This is a genomic window from Thauera sp. ZXT1-4, assembly GCF_052598215.2.
In genome coordinates this window covers 160787-179278 of the sequence record NZ_JBQWSN020000003.1, presented here as the reverse complement: position 1 = coordinate 179278, position 18492 = coordinate 160787, and the positions used below count along the sequence as shown (strand labels likewise).

At 63.3% G+C, this 18492-nt stretch carries 16 protein-coding genes; 2 read left to right on the top strand and 14 right to left on the bottom strand.

Features of this window, described 5'->3' with window-relative positions; all coding sequences use genetic code 11:
* The 14 genes from ACUH78_RS04290 to ACUH78_RS04225 all read right to left on the bottom strand — a co-directional run bounded on the left by ACUH78_RS04290 (position 1) and on the right by ACUH78_RS04225 (position 15281).
* Positions 1 to 645, bottom strand: coding sequence for a hypothetical protein (locus ACUH78_RS04290; RefSeq protein WP_052158521.1), 645 nt, complete (start codon positions 643 to 645; stop codon positions 1 to 3).
* 30 nt (positions 646 to 675) lie between these two features.
* Positions 676 to 2691 (bottom strand): hypothetical protein, encoded by a 2016-nt coding sequence (locus tag ACUH78_RS04285; RefSeq protein WP_445332793.1) that lies wholly within the window; start codon positions 2689 to 2691, stop codon positions 676 to 678.
* 18 nt (positions 2692 to 2709) lie between these two features.
* On the bottom strand, positions 2710 to 4230 hold the full coding sequence (locus tag ACUH78_RS04280) for a peptidoglycan-binding domain-containing protein (protein WP_445332792.1): 1521 nt from the start codon (positions 4228 to 4230) through the stop codon (positions 2710 to 2712).
* An 11-nt stretch (positions 4231 to 4241) separates the two neighbouring features.
* The gene (locus tag ACUH78_RS04275) at positions 4242 to 5678 is read right to left on the bottom strand and encodes an ATP-binding protein (RefSeq protein ID WP_203787902.1); all 1437 of its coding nucleotides are present in this window, start codon (positions 5676 to 5678) and stop codon (positions 4242 to 4244) included.
* A gap of 3 nt (positions 5679 to 5681) precedes the next feature.
* Positions 5682 to 8174, bottom strand: a complete 2493-nt coding sequence (locus tag ACUH78_RS04270; protein WP_445332791.1) for an Hsp70 family protein — start codon at positions 8172 to 8174, stop codon at positions 5682 to 5684.
* Complete coding sequence (locus ACUH78_RS04265; protein ID WP_138411749.1) at positions 8171 to 8542, bottom strand: hypothetical protein; 372 nt, start codon at positions 8540 to 8542, stop codon at positions 8171 to 8173. The genes ACUH78_RS04270 and ACUH78_RS04265 overlap by 4 nt, the downstream gene beginning before the upstream one ends.
* A 15-nt stretch (positions 8543 to 8557) precedes the next feature.
* A complete protein-coding gene (locus ACUH78_RS04260) occupies positions 8558 to 8845 on the bottom strand; it encodes a helix-turn-helix domain-containing protein (protein ID WP_343928355.1) in 288 nt (95 codons plus the stop codon).
* A 75-nt stretch (positions 8846 to 8920) separates the two neighbouring features.
* Positions 8921 to 11191, bottom strand: a complete 2271-nt coding sequence (locus ACUH78_RS04255; RefSeq protein ID WP_263468088.1) for a helicase-related protein — start codon at positions 11189 to 11191, stop codon at positions 8921 to 8923.
* A 99-nt stretch (positions 11192 to 11290) separates the two neighbouring features.
* Positions 11291 to 11596 carry a hypothetical protein gene (locus ACUH78_RS04250; RefSeq protein ID WP_016851994.1) on the bottom strand — a complete coding sequence of 102 codons (306 nt, stop codon included), beginning with the start codon at positions 11594 to 11596 and terminating at the stop codon, positions 11291 to 11293.
* Positions 11597 to 11697: 101 nt separating this feature from the next.
* Positions 11698 to 12876 (bottom strand): DUF6094 domain-containing protein, encoded by a 1179-nt coding sequence (locus ACUH78_RS04245; RefSeq protein ID WP_445332790.1) that lies wholly within the window; start codon positions 12874 to 12876, stop codon positions 11698 to 11700.
* A complete protein-coding gene (locus ACUH78_RS04240) occupies positions 12873 to 13523 on the bottom strand; it encodes a hypothetical protein (protein WP_013982124.1) in 651 nt (216 codons plus the stop codon). Before ACUH78_RS04240 ends, ACUH78_RS04245 begins: the two co-directional genes overlap by 4 nt.
* A gap of 84 nt (positions 13524 to 13607) precedes the next feature.
* Positions 13608 to 13973 (bottom strand): hypothetical protein, encoded by a 366-nt coding sequence (locus ACUH78_RS04235; protein ID WP_445332789.1) that lies wholly within the window; start codon positions 13971 to 13973, stop codon positions 13608 to 13610.
* A gap of 89 nt (positions 13974 to 14062) precedes the next feature.
* The gene (locus tag ACUH78_RS04230) at positions 14063 to 14674 is read right to left on the bottom strand and encodes a DUF3275 family protein (protein ID WP_445332788.1); all 612 of its coding nucleotides are present in this window, start codon (positions 14672 to 14674) and stop codon (positions 14063 to 14065) included.
* A gap of 55 nt (positions 14675 to 14729) precedes the next feature.
* Complete coding sequence (locus ACUH78_RS04225) at positions 14730 to 15281, bottom strand: STY4534 family ICE replication protein (RefSeq protein ID WP_263092840.1); 552 nt, start codon at positions 15279 to 15281, stop codon at positions 14730 to 14732.
* Positions 15282 to 15805: 524 nt separating this feature from the next.
* Here ACUH78_RS04225 and ACUH78_RS04220 point away from each other — a divergent pair.
* On the top strand, positions 15806 to 16024 hold the full coding sequence (locus tag ACUH78_RS04220) for a heavy-metal-associated domain-containing protein (protein ID WP_445332787.1): 219 nt from the start codon (positions 15806 to 15808) through the stop codon (positions 16022 to 16024).
* Between the two features lie 10 nt (positions 16025 to 16034).
* On the top strand, positions 16035 to 18491 hold the full coding sequence (locus tag ACUH78_RS04215) for a heavy metal translocating P-type ATPase (RefSeq protein WP_445332786.1): 2457 nt from the start codon (positions 16035 to 16037) through the stop codon (positions 18489 to 18491).
* The last annotated feature ends 1 nt before the right edge of the window (position 18492 follow it).

Sequence of the window (18492 nt, the reverse complement as noted above, 5' to 3'; positions counted from 1 at the left end):
CTATTGGGATTGGACGCTCGACAAGCGGCTCTTCACGAGGTCGAGCTTGGCCTTGTGGGCCAACGGCCTGTTGAAGACACGGTTCTGGATTTGATCCGACACCTTGCTGATGGCGATGTACGCCATGCTCAGGCCCGACTCGCGCTCGGACGCCTTCTTCTCGATGAAGTCGTAAGGGAAGTTCTCGCAAAACTTGTGGAAGCCGGAGAACTGGGCGACTTCCTTCGTGAACCGAAAGCCGTCCGGGGTGAGGCGCGAGCGCCGGGGATGGTAGAGGTCGACGAACAGGATGAACCACTCGGCTCCGTTGAACGACACGGCCTCGAACACGTCCACCGTGCCGATGGCTCCGAGGCGGTGGAAGAGGATGCGCTGTCCGGACTGGGTTTCGAGTCTGGACAGATACGCCAGTTGGCCGATTGGCCCGTTGACGGGGATGGGATTGGTTTCGGTGAAGCCGAACGGGCCGGTGCCGTTCGGGTCTCTGTCGTAGGCCGGAGCGGACTCCAGCATCGCCTTCATTGCCGGATGCACGAGTTCCAGTTGAAACGCCTCGTCATCGAGGATGCGGTGGATGTGGGCCAACGCCTCGCGCAGCGCCTTGTCCTCCTTGTTGCCTCCGAATAGGTTGGAAAGAAATCCCATATCGCTGCTCCGCTGAATTCTTGGACTAAATCACTGCAACAAATCGCTCAAACGGCGCATTCCCGGCTTCTTGAAAGCCATGCGAATGAGCTGCTCCAGAATGTGCGTGTTTGCGACGTGAATGTAGGAAATGCCGACATTGGTTTTCTTGTCGTCCTTGGACCCGATGCAGAACGATCCATCAGCATTCCATATCTGCACCTGCCCCCACGTGCACCGCACCCTTTCATTGGCACCCAGAAATTTGTGCCTCACCAGGGTGATGCCATCGTCGTGAAGGAGTGCGTCGCCGAAGTACAGGTCCCGCCCATCCTTCAGCGCTTCCAGCATCTCACCCAGCAGGCGAACGCACACGGCTCGCCAGAGCTTGTCGATAAACTTGCTGTAGATGTCCTCTTTCTTTAGCTCGACAACCGCCTCCGAGCGCTTGTCTCCGAAGGCAATGGTGTAGGTCGTCCCCGTCGGCACGCCGTTGACGGAGTGGCGCACACCACCCCAGCGAACTCGAGTGATCGAATCCAAAGAAAAACTCTGCCCTTTCCATGAGATTCCATCGGGCGAAATGCTCAGGGTGTCCTTGAACATCACACCAATTTCAGCGCGATAGGTGATCTCACGCGCCCATTCGTCTCTGCGTGCTACCGCCTGCTTCCGCTCATGGAAGATATCGGCAAGCGCATCCGCATCCTGCTCAACGCGCTCAGATACTTCAGGTAGCTCGGCAAACAACTCTTGAAGCAGGCCAGTCAGCCGTTGGGCCTGCGTCAACATGTCATGCGTGTTGAACAGGTCGATGGCGAGGCTACGTATCTCGTAGGCCAGGTCACGGCTTGCTTCATGATCGATGCCGCGCGCTTTGGCACTCAGCTGGATAGGCTGTGCGACCTTGTCCCAATTACGTGCCACGGCATCAAGCTTGTCCACATACGGCTTGACGGCTGCTTCACCCGAGTTCGCCGAGTCACGGGCGGCTTTGATCAGCTTGTGGACGTTCTCAGCTTCCTTCTGCAGAAAGCCCTGGGTTTCCACTTCGTAGCTATCGACGAGGTCATCGATCAGTTCGGGCGCGTGATCCTCGCCGCCCAACGTAACCCCCTCCACTGTGTCCGTCATGACCTGGACGAGCGTCGTAGGTGGCAACCTGTCGAGGGCGTCCTTGATGGCGCTGCGATAGTACCGTTTACGTTCCGCCAGTTCGGCTTCGATTTGGTCAAGTGCCCGGACCTCCGGGAAGCCGGAGACGGCACGGTCTTCATTGATGTCGCGCAAGACATCTTCGGGATCGATCTCATCCACGAGGTAAGCAACCTCCTGAATGAAGCTCGCCAGATCTTCCGCATCGTGTTCGCTATCCACCGCCTCGAAGGCGGCGGCAAGCAAATTCAAGTGTGCAAGCGTGGGCAAGCCAGACTCCTCCCTGACCGTCATAGGATCATGGAGCAGGTTTTCAACGAGCTGGGATGCCTTTCGCGGAGAAACGCCGGGAAGCCATGCGATCTCCGCGCTCAACCTGGTGCGTGGATTCGTTAGATCAGAGCGTGCCTTCTGGCAGACATCGTGGTCCAGCTCCAAAGACTTCTCTTCAGCCAATTCAACGATGCGCCTGCGGTCGTCGCGGGTCGTCACGCCCAAAACCGCGAATGCCGACTGATGCAGCGCGGTCGTGGTGAGACGGGGTTCCGGTTTGACCGGCGGTGGTGGTGGCGCAACCCGCTGCGGGGCTGCCGGAGGAATGGGCGGATGCTGGCGAACCGTTGCGGGTGCTTGCGCAGGATCTGCTGGTTGGGGCTGCGCACCGAGCATCGCCAGAAGTTGCGGGTCTTTCAGCGCATCAAGCGCCTGCACGAGTGCTTCACGCGGCACGGACAGCTTCTTGCCATTGCGCAACTCGTGGCTGTATTGCGCGAGTTGATCTTTGGACGACACGTGATCGGACAGGGCGAGCGAAACGGCGTACTCGCTGTTCGCGCGCGGGGCAGCATTGCAGCTCCGGCAGGCAACCAGTGCGCCGGACTTCGCGGAACCACATTTGAAGCAGATTGCCATTGTCATATCGAAGCTCTATCACCTGCCTAATGCGCGAAGCTCCGCGACTACACATTTGTTGTAGCTAGCGGCGCCATTGGATTTTTTCAGGATGCAAGCCTGCTGTATCGCAGATCGTTCTGCATAGGCCAATTTCGACAGATCTGGCAGCCGTGGCGCGTTGGCCAATTCATTGAGTTGAGCGGCTACGCATCTGTTGTAACTGGCAGCACCATCAGACTTTTTCAGGATGCACGCCTGCTGTATTGCAGATCGTTCTTCATAGGCCAGTCTCGACAGGTCTGGCATCCGTGGCGCGTTGGCCAATTCATCGAGTTGGGTTGTTACGCATCTGTTGTAACTGGCGGCACCATCAGACTTTTTCAGGATGCACGCCTGCTGTATTGCAGATCGTTCTGCATAGGCCAATTTCGACAGATCTGGCAGCCGTGGCGCGTTGGCCAATTCATTGAGTTGAGCGGCTACGCATCTGTTGTAACTGGCAGCACCATCAGACTTTTTCAGGATGCACGCCTGCTGTATTGCAGATCGTTCTTCATAGGCCAGTCTCGACAGGTCTGGCATCCGTGATGAATTGGGTAGTGCCGGCGGAGAAGATTGCGTCGAAGGAGTGGTCTCGGCCGTGGTTTGGCGCGAAGGCGCACGCTGGAGCTGAAGCAGCAACGCTTGATCTGCCACGCCGGTCGCGGCCAAGCCTCTGTCCTGCTGGAAGGCAATGACGGCGGCACGAGTGCCCCTTCCCATCAGCCCATCGGCGGGGCCGGCGCTGTAGCCAAGCTCATTGAGCTTCTGCTGAACCGCACGTACCGTCTCATCCGCAGCAGGACGCGCTGGTGCTGGTGCCGACAGGGAGCCCGTGGATGGACTGCGAGCGAATCGGCTCCGGCCTTCTGCCTGGAGTTGGCTCCGGTACGGCTCAACGTCGCGGCGCGCGCTTTCCAGTGCGCCGCTTCTATAGCGGAAACTGCCGCAGCGGCTGTTGTAGTCCGCCACCATGGCGTTGAAACGATCGACATCGGAGTCGCTGTAGTTGTTGACAGCGGCCTTCGCGCCCTCCATACGGATGTCTTCGGCCAAGCAATACCGAATCTGAGCCGTTGAAAACACCAAGTCCTGACCAACTGGCGGCTTTGATTCTTGTGGCCCGGAGGGGGCTTGCGGTGGAGCAGGCGGCGAATAGCTCGGCGCTGCACTCTGCGCGGGCGGTGAGTAGGCGGGAGCCGGTGACGGAGTGTTCTTATCGGACTGGCCGATGAGCCAAAGCAGGCCAACGACGGCAGCTATGCCCAGTATCCATTTGCCCCCAGACGAGCCAGAAGACGGTTGCGGAGGCTCTTGATACGCCTGACGCTGAGTCGGCTGCTGCGATTGCGGTTGAGCAGCCTGCGAGGCTGGGCGTCCGGTGGATGTCGTAGAGCCGGCGGATTCCGTCTTGGGCGCAGGGGGTGGCGGTGTCGTGTCCACGTCGGACACGAGCGATGAAAGGCCGGCGAAGCCCTTGCCTTCATTTTTCTTGTTGTTTTCTTCCTCCGCTGCCACCAGTGTCTCCCTTAGATAAATCCTATGCGCCGCTTTTCGCCGCCTTCACGTTCCCGTGCAGGTGTCGTGCGCAAAGCCGCCAGCAGACTGGCCTGGTCCAGCCTTTCCTTGCCAGAGCGTGCTGCGAGCCTTGCACCTTCCCGCACAACGAAAGCAACGTCGGACAACGGTCGTCCAGCGAGTTCTTGCGCCAGCGGCTTGGAGTCCACGTCTGACTCCTTCGGCAAAGCTGACAGCAGCTTGTCCAGCAGCGACAGCACCTCGAGCTCGCTAGCAAAGTCCACCTTGATGACATGATCGAAGCGTCCCCGGCGCTGGATGGCGGGGTCGATCATGTCAATCCGGTTCGTCATCGCGATGATCAATACCTCGTTCTTCACAGCCTCCGGGATGCGCCGCAGGAACTCAGCCACCTCTTCGACGCGGTGATGGCCCGATCCCATTTCGCGGTCAGCAAGAAACGCCTCCATCTCGTCGATCACGAGCACTGATGGCGCGTTTTCCATCGCTTTATCGAACACCTGGGCGACCTTCTTGCTGGTCTCGTGGATGTACGGGCTGGCCACGCTGGATGCGTCGATCTGGAAGCTCGGCCACCCGAGGAAATCAACCAGTCGCTCGACCGCAAAGGTCTTGCCGGTGCCTGGAGGGCCGTACAGGATCACGGCTGATGGGAATTCGATGCCAAGCGCCTTGTAGCGGTCGCGGTGCAGAATGATGTCAACGATGTGCTCGTTGAAGAAGGTCGCCAGTTCGGGACGCCCCGCGAGTTCGAAGACCTTGTTGGGCTCCGGCTCGGCGCGCTTGACTTCCTCCACCTTCTCGGCAGGAGCAGCTTCCGTTTTCTCGGCAGGCGCCGCTGGCTTGCGCTCCAACGGAATGATTTCCGCGACGTCGAAGCCCGCTGCCTGCACGACATCCTTCAGATGGCTCGCGCCCAGCCAGCTCATGGTCTGGCGGAGACGGCGGAAGGACGTGGCCGGAATGCTGGTGCCGCCCGTCAGCCAGTAGCCGAGTACGACATCATCGCCAGTTCTGGAGCTGATGCTGTAGGTTGGCAGCAGCCGCGTGATCTTCTCAACGTAGAGCGCATCCTGAAGCGCCGAATCCGCATCGATATCGCGTGTTGCCTTCAACGCAAGAGCAAAGGCGAGCGCCTCAGCCTTGGTGTCGGGTGATTTCGCCTCGCTGACCGGGCACAGCGTCTGGCTCGGACCACACGAGATGGACCGAAGCTGCTGATCGCCGAACAGGAAGACGTTGAAGGTCCCATCATCGATCAGCCCGGCATCTACCCAATGCTGAGCTAGCGCCTCGCGTACAACGAGCGCCCGCCCACCACCCTGGGTCTCAAGGATCTGCCAGTCCGCCCCTTCAAACAGGGCGACGCGCGCCTTCGCACCGTCGGGCAACGTGAAACCGATGGGAAGCCACGCGTCGAGTGCCATGGGTCAACTCCGCACGATGTTCGCGCCAGCAAGCATGTCGTCCTCACCCGCAGAACCGATGCGGATGGAATCGAGATGGGCTACTACAGCACGAAGCTTGTCGATGTCATTGGCCTTCAACGCCTCCGCTCCCGCAGCCACCAGCTGGGCATGCTCGCGGGCATCTGGGAAGAGGTAGGTATCCTCGGCCAGCCACTTGAAGCGCTCGATGACGAACCAATCCTGACGCCACAGGATCATGAAGTTGCGACCGCGCAGATCATCCAGGTGCGACTCGAAGTCGCCACTGTTGTTGTCAATCGCGAGCTGCGCCGTCTTGACCAATTTGTCGAAAGACGAGGCTTCGGTGGGTCTGGCGTGCTGGCGCACCACCTTGTCGAAGAAATCGACTGCCTTGTCCAGTTCCAGCTGGCGAATGTCCTTCAGATGCTCCTTGCGGGTCAGCGCCAGCAGCCGTTTGGCCTCCTGAACGTGATCCATCGCCTGCTTGGCCGTCTCGGGGTCGGCTTCGTCAGTTTTGATAGTGCCCGCCTGCTCCAGCTTCTCCCGAGCCTGCTCCAGACGTGGGTCATCGACCTTGGATGCCATCTCGTCAAGCCGCTGCAAGGTGTGGTCCGACTGCTCCTGGATGTTCTTCGCCTGGTTGGTGTAGTCGACCTTGCCTTCCTGGCTGGAGTAGAAGTTACGCCCGCTCTGGAACGAACCGCTGATTGAAGGGACTGAAACCTCCAGAACGATGTTGCCGGAGTCGAGCACTTCGTACTCGCAGATCAGCTCCGCGCCAGCGGCGATGACACCGTCGTCGAAATCCGTTCCCTTGATCTCAAACATGCCGATGAATCGGTTGTCGTTGATGGGGTCGGAGATGTCGCCCTCCCACAACTTGAACTTGATCGACCCAGCACTTCCAGCCTTGAGAGACTCGCCCGCCTTGAAAGTCTTCTTGCCTTTCTTGGGTAGCTGATCGCCCTCCCGAACGAGATAATCCAAGCTCAAGCGACCACCCACCTTGTCGCGCGCTTCCACGCCGACGGAATGCGATGCCGGGATCGCATCGATGCTGGAGGCGGTGCGTGCGATGACAATCTTGTCTTCACGCAGCGATACGGGCCCGCCGTTGGAATCGAACACAAACACCTTGAAGGTGTTGTCGCCAGGCTTGGTCAGGTTGAGTTCGATACCTGCGCCATCCTTCAGGGCGATGCGTCCGGAAGACCACCCGGTGTCCAGACTGTCAATCTGAAACTCGACTCCAGCCGGAGCAGAACTTCCCAGTTTGGCGACGATCTTTGCCTTCGAGTCCGGCGTGCGCGCGATGTAGTTGAACGACAGATCAAGCGCGCCACCGGCGCTGATGGCTCCTCGGGCGCTCTTGCGTCCACGGCTTTGCGACGCCCAATCGATGGACTCGGCGAAGACCGCTGCGCCTTCCGCAACGGCGGTCATCGGGTTCACATCGGTGGACGGCGCGATACCGAGCTCGAAGGCCACCTTGTCACGCAAAGGCTTGTAGTGGGTTGGGCCACCCACAAAGACAACACGCTCGACGTCGTGTGGGCTCAATCCAGCCTTTTCGAGGGTTTCGCGGGCGGACACTATGGTCTCTTCCACCTTCGGCCCGATCAGACCGTCGTATCGTTTGCGATCAATGGTGATATCGATGTAAATCTCCTCACCCGCCTGATCGCGGACACCGAGTTCGGTCTCGGGCAGACTGACGACGGCCTCTTCCTTCTGCGACAACTCGATCTTTGCCTTCTCTGTCGCCCATGTGGCCATACGCAGCAGGGACTTGAACTGTGGATTGGTCGTCAAGTCTTCCGGAAGATCAAAGTTTTCCAGCAGCCACGGCTTCACGATGTTGTCGAACAGAATCCGGTCGAAGTCGCGACCGCCACACATGGCGATGCCACCGTGCGCGAGAAGTGTCACGCGACCGGAAATACTCTCTGCAATTGCGATGTCGAGCGTTCCACCGCCGAGGTCATAAACGACAAACACGCCGTCATTCTTTCGCTGCCGCATGACGCTCATCACGGCGGCCACCGGTTCTTGCATCAAGGCCACTCGCCCGAGCCCAGCCGCATCAGCGGCAGCCATCGTCGAGTCCTTCTGCATCTGGTTGAACGCGGCTGGAACCGTAATGACGGTACCGGTGTCGCCATCGCCCCGGATCTCTTCCGGCAGGTAGCCGTACAGCGCACGCAGCACCTCGGCAGAGCATTCCTCTGGTGTCATGGTGAGGTTCACCGCCGGCAGCTTGACCGGCGTGCTCGTACCCATGAGCCGCTTGAACAGCACCGCCGCGTTGTCGGGGTTGCGGGCAGCATTGTTGTAGGCGCGCGAGCCGACGTACTTGTTGCCACGCCGGTCAATGAAGATGGCCGACGGCGTGACGTCGTGCTGTTCTGGACTCTTGTAGAGCCGGATCGACTCGCCGTCGAAAGAGCAGATGGCACTGTTGGTCGTGCCCAGGTCGATACCGACGTACTTCATGCTTCCACCTTCCTGAGCATTACCGTGCCTTGTTTGCGCAGGCCGTTCGGCCCCATGATGATTGGCTCCACCATCTGATCGACGAGTAACACGTCGTCAGGGCCGAAGTCCCCGAGGTTCAAAGCAGATGCCGCCATACCCGCGTCGTAGTGCTGCCCCTCGACGTTGACCAGCTTGAGGCCACTCGAGTCGAGGCTCTCCTCGACCTTCTTCTGGAAGTAGCGGAGCTGATTGACATAACGGCCCGACTCACCCGCATCGAGTTTGCTGACGACCTTTCCGAACAGACGCGAGAAACGCCAACTCTCGACAGCGATGTCGATCAGGGATTGCTCCATCTGCTCACTGCTTTCGGCCTGCTGGGTCATCAAATCCTCCTGTGGTTACGTCTTATCGGCTTTTCCGCCCTGCGTTTGCTGCTGAATCCATTCAGTGATCTCCGCCTTGGAGAACCGCCATGTCCCACCAACCTTGAACGCGGGGATCTTCTTGGCTGCGGCCAGCCTGTAGATCGTCCGGTCCGTGACCTTCAGGAACTCTGCGACCTGCTTGAGGGTGAGGATCTCGCCCTCGCTGGTACTTGTAGGCATGGTGATGGCCAGTCTAGGTAAAACTATGACAGAATAGTGCAGAATTTTCAGGGCAGCAATGACATACGTCACGGCGGTCACCCCGCTGTGTGCTGCCCGAGGGCTTTGCTGTAAAAAGGAAGCGGCCCCCGAAGGGGCCGCCAAGTTCAGCAACGCTCAATGCACCAACTGCCGGGCCAGTGCCACCTCCACCGAGTCGCCGTCCTGGTTCAGGACATCGAGTCCGGATTCGGGCACGTCGCCCGATGTGCTCTGCGACACCATGATCTTCTTGGCCATCAACCCCAGGCAGGTCATCTGCGAGGAATTGGCGTAGCCGAGGTAGACCACGCGCACCGGCTGCTTCTGGCCGATGCGCCATGAGCGCCGGGCGGCCTGCTGCAGCGAATACACGTTGTAGCCGGACTGGAGGAACACGATGGTCGGGAACTCCAGCAGGTCCAGGCCGGTTTTCACCAGCTCGGGATTGGTTATGAGCACGTCGATGCCACGGTCCAACTGCTCGGCGATCCAGTCTTCGCGGCGGGAGGCATCCACGCTCGCGCGCAGTACCGCCACCTTGAAGCCTTCCTGCTCCAGCAGCACCTTCAAACGCGACGTGGTATCGCGGGTGCCGGTGTAGACCGAATAGACCAGGGTCTTGCGACCTTCTGCTTTCTCCTGCTTGCAGATCTCGATCAGCTCGCGTTCCTTGGGCATCACCTCCAGCTCGTTGAACTGAGCCGGGACGAAGGCCAAGGTGTTGCGCGTGCGCGGATGCACCACCGTTTCCGACCGGAAGCAGCAGTCCGGCCAGGCCAGCAGCACGTTGAGGACCACACCGAGCAGCGTCGTGTCGCGCTTCGCCAGGGCCTGCTTCAGCTCCTGGGTCAGGCGACCCGCCAGATCGCGGTAGGCCGCGGCTTGCGCCGTGTCCATCGCGACTTCGCGGAACTCCTCGTCGTAGGGCGGCAGCACGTTGCCACCGATGTCCTTCAACTTGAGGAAGACCGTGAACGGCAGGACGCAACGCAGTACGCCCTTGGGACCGAAACCCGGCGCCTTGACCGTGCGCACCGATACCTTGGTGCCCTTGGCCGTCTTGTGCGCCGTGCCGGTGCTCTCGGAGTAGATGTCCTTCAAGACACCGTGATCGCGCATGAACGCCATCGCGGCCGAGGTCATGCTGCCGCTCTTCGTCGGCCGGTAGCCGTCTTCGATCATCCGCCCCGGCAGGGCGCGGAACAGCAGGTGGAACAGGTCGTCGCCGTAGCCGCCCATCAGCGTGCCGGTGAGCAATAGCGTCTTGCGCGCCTTGGCCGCCAACACCCCCATGGCCTGGCCCTGTGCGGAGCCGCCGTTCTTGTACTCGTGCGCCTCGTCGGCGATGAGCAGGTCGAACGTGCCTTGGGGAAGCTGCCTCTTGATGAACTCGGACGGCTGGTAGCCGCCCTCGCCGAAGCCGAACTCCATGTTGGCCATCGCGCGTTCCATCCGGTGGGCTTGCCGGTCCGAGAAGACCAGCTCGCCGTTGCCATCCATCAGGTTGATGAACTCGTGGATGTTGTCCCCGAGCATCGACGCGAGGAAGGCGTCACCGAACTTCTGCATCAGCTTCTGCGCGGTGACTTCGCCAATGGTTGGAATGCGCTTCAGTGCCTTGAGCACGGTCGAGGACTGGTCGCTGGCGGACAGGCCTCTGGGACGGATCAACGACCACAGCGGTGCACGGCAGTGGCTGCACTTGCGGCGGGACTCCTCGGCTTCGAGCGCGACCGGGTTGATCGGCTCGCCGTCGAGGTCGGTGATGACATGCCCGCAATCCGGGCAGGCCCCCACGTCGCCGTGAGGCGTGCGCCGCCGAACGAAGACAGGCTTCCAGTGGAACCCCATCCGCATCCGCACGCGGCCCAGGACGAAGAACTCCTGGCCCTGGGCCGGCACGCCCAACTGCTCGCGCAGTTTCAGCAGCTTGACCAGCGTGTCCGGGCCATTGAGCACCCAGACCTTGGCACCGGCCACCGTCTCCTGGATTTCGCGCCGCCACTTGTAGACCAAGTGGGGTGGCGAGAGCACCAGGGTGCGGCGGTAGCCCTCGGCGTTGAGCACGGCGGCCGTGGCGATGCCGACGGTCGTCTTGCCGCAACCCATCTCGCCATTGACGATCGCGGCGCGTTCGCCGCGGTCTACCAGTAGCTCGGTGACGGCATGGACCACATCGGCTTGCGCCGGGAACAGCTTGCGCTTGAGCGCGGCGAGGATCAGTTGCCTATGCACCCGCACCTGGCCAGTGTAGACCGGAGGATTGGCGCGGTTCAGCGAATCGAGCAGCTCGTCGCCGAACTCCGATACGAAGTCCTGCAGGCTGAGCGTGAGGGGTGAAGCAGCCGTTTCGAGCAGGTCGCCCTGCACAGCGGTTTCGGGAACGGTTTCGAGATCGAGGGACATGGTGATGCTCCAAAGCAATGGGGCATGCACCTCCCCCACGGGGCGGTGACATGCCCCTGGGTGGGAAGAAAGAAGCGGCGCGAGGCCGCTGGATGTGGATCAGTATTCGCTGGGCAACAGCAGCGTGGTGACGCTGCGATCCCATTCGGTGATGATCCAGAGCTTCAGGTCGCGCGTGACCTGGTAGGACGAGAACAGACGATCCTCGCCGGACTTCAGCGCGGCGTCGTTCTGCCGCCGATCGCTGTCGCTCAGATCGCCCCATTCGCCATGAAGATGGCGGCGCAGGTACGGCGTGGGGTTGAGCCGGCCCTGTCGGACCAGCTCGTCGACGCCGGCGGTCATGACCACCTGCCCGGGCGAAAAGCGTGCTTGTGACGCGAGGTTGAGGACTGCGAGTGCCATGGTGGTATCTCCTTCTGGAAGAAGGGGCCACGGCACCCCATCGGGGCAACGTGACCCCGGTGGGTGGATGAAAGCGACGGCGAACCGTCAGGGAACAGCGATCAGCGGATGGTCAGCACTTCGCCCCACGTGGGCGAGCCCAGCGTCAAATCCCATGCACGAATGACCGGCACGAACTTGTCGGTGAGGATGCGCGTCTCGGCCACGGAGCCGTCGTCGCGCTCGGTGTACTCCGTCTGGAGGGTCTTCTCCTTGTGGGTATCACCTTTGACGACCAGCACGCGCCCGCTCTTGGACGTCACCACGCCGGAGATCGCGCCTGCGGCCAAGGCCAGGGCGAGATGCCAGTGCGACAAGGCCCGCGCGGGCGGACGCAGCGACTGCTGCGCGGCCCCCAGGTGCGTATCGAGCGCCGGCCAGAGTCCTTGCAGCCGGCCGACTTCATCGGCGAACTGCTCGGGCTCCATCGTCACGCGATAGAAGTGCTCCGGCTCGGCCGGGCTGGCAGGGACGGTGTACGGCAGGAACGGCCATTCGAGCGGCAGCTCCTCGGCTTCGGCGTCGCCCTGTCCGATCTGCAGCAGCAGACCACGCACGGCCTTGACCGACTCCGACGCCTGGTCGCGCTGACGAATCCTGCGGCCGAAGATCACCACCTGCTTGAACTGCGTTTCCACCGCACGGTAGATGCGTAGGTCGGCGAAGTGGCGCGTCAGCCATCCGACCAGCTCGGCGTCGAGCACGTAGTGCGGCACGATGAAGATCAGCACGCCACCGTACTGCAGCAGCGGCAGCGCGCGCTGATAGAACAGCTTTTCCAGCCGCGCACGGCCCTGGCCTTGATAGCCGATGTTGCCGTTCACGTCCTTGCTCAGGTCGCCATACGGCGGGTTCAGCCACAGCAGCCCGAATGACTGGCGCGAGATCAGCGTGTCCATCAGGTCACCGTGGATGCAGCGATCGACCAGTTGCCGTGCGTGGCGGGCACGCTCGGCGTCGTACTCGACGACGAAGGCCTGGACCTGCTCGCGCCCGAGGGCGTGGGCGGCTTCGGCAATCGCCACGCCTTCGCCGGCGCAGGGATCGAGGATGGACATGGAGCCGGGAGACGGCGCCAGTGCGGACAAGGCCCGCTCCAGCGTCGGTTCGTCGGTGGGGAAGTAGCCGTTACGGATGAAATTGCGCGCCAGGCGCGGAAACATGAGTGCCATGGATTTCTCCTGATGATGGATGAGGGAAGGCGGGCACGCGCGGCGCGCATGCCAGTGGGGATGGCTCACGCCACACGCCGAAGCGGTGCGTTCGCGGCCAGTTCGTACTGCGTGGCACCGAGGGTGCCGTTGCGGATCAGCTCGCCCAGCGCCTTCGTCAGTGCCGGGACATCAAGGGCCAGCCGAAGGCCTTCCAGCGGCCCGAGGGCCAAGGGAAGACCGGTCAGCATCCGCCGTGTCTGCAACAGCTCCAGCACGGTGTCGCGCCAGTGGTCGAGCAGTGGCAGCGGGCAGGTGTCCTGCACCAGCGTCCACAGCCGGTCGAGCCGGTGAGCGGAATCCCTGGGCAGAAGCGCCAGCGCGCTGGCGTTGGCCTTGTCTGGCTTCACGCAGCGACGATCGAACAGCCACACATTCGTCAGCGAACCGAACAGCGTTCGCCGATAGGCGCGGGTGATGCGCTTTTCCAGGTTCTCGACGTTGCCGACGAAGACCGGGATGGATGCGCCCTGCTCGGTGATGACGTGGAACTGATCCAGTCCCTGTTCATCCCGGCCGAGGGTCAGGCGGGCGAGGAACTCCTGAACGGCGGTGTCGCGCGCCCAGATCGAGAGAAAGACGAGATTGCCCTGCTCGTCACCGACGCAACCGTCGGCCATGAGGTCGGGGCATTCGTCGATGCGGTACAGCGGTTTCGCGGAAGAAGGTGCAGGCATGGTGATGTCCTCTTGGAAAAGAAGGAGCAACCACAGCCCGCGGGGCCGTGCTCGCCCCGGTTGGGTGAAGGAAGATGCGTGCCGCTAGACAGCGCGCCCCGCGTGGAAGCGGTGAACCCGCTCGCGCCACTCGGAGCTTTGCACCGGCGCCATGTCGAGATAGCGCAGCGGGCACGAGTAGTAGTACGGATGCACGGACTCATCGAGGGACTTGTAGCCCCAATCGCCGCCCGAGCTTTCCAGCAGATGGCAGCCGATGTAGCAGACGGACTCACCGGCCGTGAGGCCCATGACGCCCGCCTGCCTGGCGGTGACGCGAACCACGGTCCACAGAACGTCGCCGTCCAGCGTGTGGTCGATGACTTCGCAGCAAGCGCGTTCGGACGCCTGCGGAGCGATCAGCTCGCGGATCAACTGATCGCGCGTCTGACGAACGAAGGTCCAGCCCATGAGGGTCTCCTTGAAGAAAAGGCCGGAGCCCTCCCCGTCGGGGGAGAACCCCGGCGGGTGGCGGAATGCCGCGCAAGGCGGCGGATGGATCAGGCAGCTTTGAGGTGCCAGTCCTGGGACAACGGAGCGAACTCGTAGCCCAGCTTGTCGAGACGGTCGCGCTGCTGACGCAGCACACGACGATCCACGGTCGCATCGAGCTTTACGGTCTCGCCCAGGGGCCACAAGGCACCGAACAGCGGCGCGTCGTCTGCCTCGGCCGAGGCCGCAGCGGACACGGGAGCCGGTTCGCTGCCGAACGGCGTGGTATCGACCAGGGGATCGCGCGGACTGCGCGGCTTCGCCTTCGGCTTGGCCGGGGGCGTTGCCGGCGCGGGCGCCTGCGCTTCCTCGTCGATCGGATCGACTTCCTGCGGACTCAGCCGGCGGGCTTCGTCGCGGCTCAGGGCGTCGATGTTGGACAGCGTCATCCCGCCCAGATGGGCGCGGATCTCGATGACCATGCGGCCGTTGGCGTTGTACGTGGAGGGGCGAATCTCGACGATGACGAAATCACCGTCGTACTTGCCCTCGCGGTACTGATCGAGTTCGGCGTTCTTCACGACGAACTCGCCGATCGAGGTCGCCAGGCGGCCGACGTTGAAGTCGCCGTTCCTGCCGTGGATGGTCTTGATGGCCAGTTGGCCGGGGATGGTGATCATGAAGGTCTCCTGCGGACGAAGAGAAGACAAGGCCCCGGGGATGGGGCCTTGCGGATCAGAACGACTCGGCAACGGCCAATGCGGGGGCATCGGCAGCGTCGTCGGCAGCATCGGCGACGGGCCTGGAAGGCTCCGGTGCCGAGGCTTGCTGCGCGGCGGGCGCGTCGGACGTCACAGGGACTTCCGGCTCCCGCTCGTCGGTCTCGGTCGGCTTGGGTTCGGCCTTGTAGACGAGCTTGCCGTCGACCTTGATCCAACTGACGAACAGCAGGCGGGCCTTGAGGCTCACACCCTGCTCGCCGGCACGCTTGCCCTTGGAGTAGGTGAAGGTGTCGGTCCACAGGTCGCCCAGGCGAAAGCCGATCATCACCTTCTTCTCGGCGTCGACCGCCTGAATGCAGCGGCGCACCAGGTGCTGCGCTTCCGAACCCGATACGCGCGTGTCGAAGCGCACATACGAGACGTCATCGCTGGGACCGTTCAGGGCTGCGATGTCGCAGGCCAGGAACGCATCGCCTTTCTTGGGCTTCACTTCGCGGATGCGATTGAGATACCCGAGGCCGGTGATGTGCAGATCGAAGTAGGACTTTTCGGTGGAAGTGGTCATGGTGAATCTCCTGGGAACAATGAGGCGGAGACACACCCGACCCAAGGCGGGGAAGGTGTGGAACCCCCGCGTGGGTTGATGGAACAGCTTGGAGGCATCGCCATCGAGAACCGATGGCCGTTCGCGCATGGATGCCGGTGCGAACTGGAGTGATCAACGCGGTCGGAACCGCGTCGCAGCCTTGAAGATCGTGGCTGCCTGGGCATGTCGCTGACGGACGTCAGCGGAACATGGCCGGAAGCGTGGCGCCAGGACGGCGCGCATGCGAGCGGCAATCGGCACTCCCTGATGCCCGCATTGCAGGAGAGGTGCCCAGCCGCACGCTCACGCTCGACGGCGCACGCGCCTGAAACGGTGGCACGACTCGCCGAGCTGCGCTCACCGGCCAATCAGGGGCGGCCGGGCCGGCCGTGCTGACCTGTCCTTCAAGGTGCCACCCCCCACGCCGTAGCTAATTGGTCTTGACTTTGGAGTGCACTCAAAGGTCTAGCATGAAATCGTTTCCGGCAGATCGCGAGGGCGCCATGCAGACATTGACCTGGAAGATCGACGGCATGCACTGCGGCGGCTGTGCGCAGACGCTGCAGGCGCTGCTCGCCCGCTTGCCTGGCGTGCGGCGCGTCGAGGTTTCCTGGCCGGACGCGCGCGCGCGGTTGCTCCTCGATCCGCAGGAAGCTTCGCCCGAGCGGGTCGTCGAGCTGATCGAAAGTGCGGGCTATCGGGTCGTCGCCGGAGAGCCTTGAGGAGATCGCTATGAACCAAGCCACAACGCCCGAAGCATTGAAGCTCTGGAGCGAGGAGCCGGCCGCCCGGCCGGACCGTGCGCGCATCCGGGCACGCATTGGCGGGCTGCATTGCTCGCTGTGCACCGGCACGATCGAGCGGGCCCTGGGCCGGCTCCCCGGCGTCGAGAAAGTCGCCGTCAGCCTCACCCATGAGCAGGCGCTGGTGGAATACGACCCGCAGCGCATCGAGCCGCAGGCCGTCATGCAGACCTTGCGCGATATCGGCTACACCCTCCACGACCCGCGCAAGCTCCGCGCCTTCGAGGAGGAGGAAGCCGAATTGGTGCAGGAGGGGCGGCGCTTCGTCTTCGCCGTGATGCTCAGCCTGGCCGCCATCGCCCTCATCGCCGATTGGAGGAACGCCTGGTCCGTCGCCATTGCCGGTACGGCGACAGTGAGCCTGATCGCCTTCGTGGCGCTCACCCTGTCGTCCCGGGGCCGCCGCATCGCCTTCGGGACGGCAGCGGCCCTTGCGGGCACGGTCTTCGCCGTCGCCGCCGCCCGTCAGTCGGGCATGCTGGCCGGGAGCGTCCCGCTGATCGTCGCCGGGCTGGCGCTGGCCACGGTGTTCGGCTGCGCGCGCCACATCATGTACATGGCCGGCCAGTCACTGCGCCGGGCCATCCTCAACCAGCACGTGCTGCTCGCTTTCGGCGCCTTCGCCGGGCTGGCCGGCGGTGCGATCGGGCTCGCGCTGGACCGGCCGGGCTATCCGACGGCACCCTTCTTCGCGGTGGCGGTGATGGTCTCCACCTACCACCTGTTCTCCGAGTGGCTGTCACTGATCGTCAAGACCCGCAGCTCCCAGGCAGTGAAACGCCTGCTCGACCTGCAGCCGGACACCGCGCGGGTCGTGCGTGAGGGCGGCGAGACCGAGCTGCCGATCGAGGCAGTGCGGGTCGGCGATCTCGTGCGCATCCGGCCCGGCGAGCGCGTTCCCGTGGACGGCACGGTGATGGAGGGGCACTCGGCGGTGGACCTCTCGCTCGTGACCGGCGAACCGATCCCGGTGGAGCGTGCAACAGGAGATACGGTGATCGGCGGCTCGATCAACGGGTTGGGCACACTGCTGGTGCAGGTGACCCGCGTCGGCGAAGAGAGCTTCCTTGCCCGCGTGGCGCGGGAGGTGGAGGACGCAAGGGCGCTCAAGCCAGGCGTGCTCCACCTGGTTGATCGCGTGCTGCGCGTCTATGCGCCCGTGGTGGTCGCGGCGGCGATCCTGGCCGGCCTTCTCTGGGGCGTGGCTGCCCCGCTGCTCGGGTTCGGCGGCGGGCTGGAGCGTGCGGTGTTCGCGGCGCTGTCCGTCCTGGTGATGGGCTATCCCTGCGCGGTGGGGATTTCGGCGCCGCTTTCCATCGTGCGCGGCGCGGGCGAGGCGGCCGGACAGGGCATCCTGATGCGCACCGGTGAGGCCTTCCAAACCCTGCGGCTGGTACGTACCGTGGTGTTCGACAAGACCGGCACCTTGACCGAAGGCCGCCCGGTGCTGTTCGAAATCGATCCGTTGGAAGGCACGGAAGATGAGCTCCTGGCACTGGCGGCGGCGGCCGAGGCGGCTTCCGAGCATCCCCTGGCCGGCGCCATCGTCGATGCCGCCTTCGCTCGCGGCCTGGCGTTGCCCCAGGTGGCGAGTTTCGAGGCGGTCGCCGGCCGGGGAGTCGTGACCCACGTCGAGGGCCAGGCGATCCTGGTCGGCAGCCCGCACTTTCTCGTCGAGCGGGACATCACGCTCGGCCCGCTCGAATCCCGCGTCGCGGCTCTCGAAGGCGCCGGCCGCACGGTGGTCGGCGTGGCCTCCGAAGGACGGCTGCGGGGTGTGCTGGCGCTGGGCGACCGGGTGCGGCCCGAGGCCCGCGCCACGGTGGAGGCGCTCACCCGCGCGGGGGTGACGAGCGTGCTGGTCACCGGCGACAACGAGCGCGCTACGCGCCGCATCGCCGAAGAGGTCGGCATCACGGAGCTGCGTGCCGGGCTGCTGCCGGGCGAGAAAGCCGAGTTGCTTCGCGACCTGCAGCGGCAGGGCAAGGTCGCCATGGTGGGCGACGGCATCAACGACGCCCCCGCCCTGATGCAGGCCGACGTGGGTATCGCCATGGGCGGCGGCACCGACATCGCCATCGACGCGGCTGATGTCGTGATCCTCAACAACCGCCTCGACGCGGTCGTGACGGCGCGGGAAGTGAGCCGCTGGAGCTACCGCAAGCTCTTGCAGAACGTGGCGCTCGCCTTCCTGTTCAACGGCGTCGGCATCCCGCTGGCGGCCACCGGGCTGCTCTACCCGGTCTGGGCCATGGCGGCGATGGCGATCTCCGTCACCAGCATCTTCTTCAACTCCCTGTGGGGGCGGCCGCGCCTGTTTTTCGATGCGGTGGTGAGCGTCGGCCGCGGCGTTCCTCCGCGCCCTGCCGCAGCCGCCGCGAGGTAGC